The organism is Novosphingobium malaysiense, assembly GCF_000802225.1.
Classification (GTDB): Bacteria; Pseudomonadota; Alphaproteobacteria; order Sphingomonadales; family Sphingomonadaceae; genus Novosphingobium; species Novosphingobium malaysiense.
Map to the genome: position 1 here is coordinate 1 of NZ_JTDI01000069.1, position 405 is coordinate 405.

The window sequence follows — 405 nt, forward strand, 5'->3', positions numbered from 1 at the left end:
GTGCTGGCGCGGGCGGAAAGCGAAGACCTGCTCGACACCGCCTTCCTTGAGCAGCACACCAAGGGCTTCGAAGACTTCAAGAAATCGGTTCACGCCGCATCGTGGGACGATATCGAGGCGGAATCCGGCCTCTCCCGCGCCGATCTGGAAGCGGCAGGAGACGTCTACTGCAACGCCAAGAAGGTCATCGGCATCTACGGCATGGGCGTGACCCAGCATGTCCACGGCTCGCAGACCATCGGCATGCTGGTGAACCTGCTGCTGATGCGCGGCAACATCGGGCGCGAAGGCGCGGGCATCTCGCCGGTGCGCGGCCATTCCAACGTGCAGGGCCAGCGTACCGTGGGCATTTCCGAAAAGCCCAAGCTGGTCCCGCTCGATTTCCTGGCGGAACGGTTCGATTTC

General features: G+C 63.2%; 1 protein-coding gene. It reads left to right on the plus strand.

Annotated elements, in window-relative coordinates:
* Nucleotides 1-405: molybdopterin-dependent oxidoreductase (locus LK12_RS23525; RefSeq protein WP_039290919.1), on the plus strand; the 405-nt coding region annotated here is incomplete at both ends.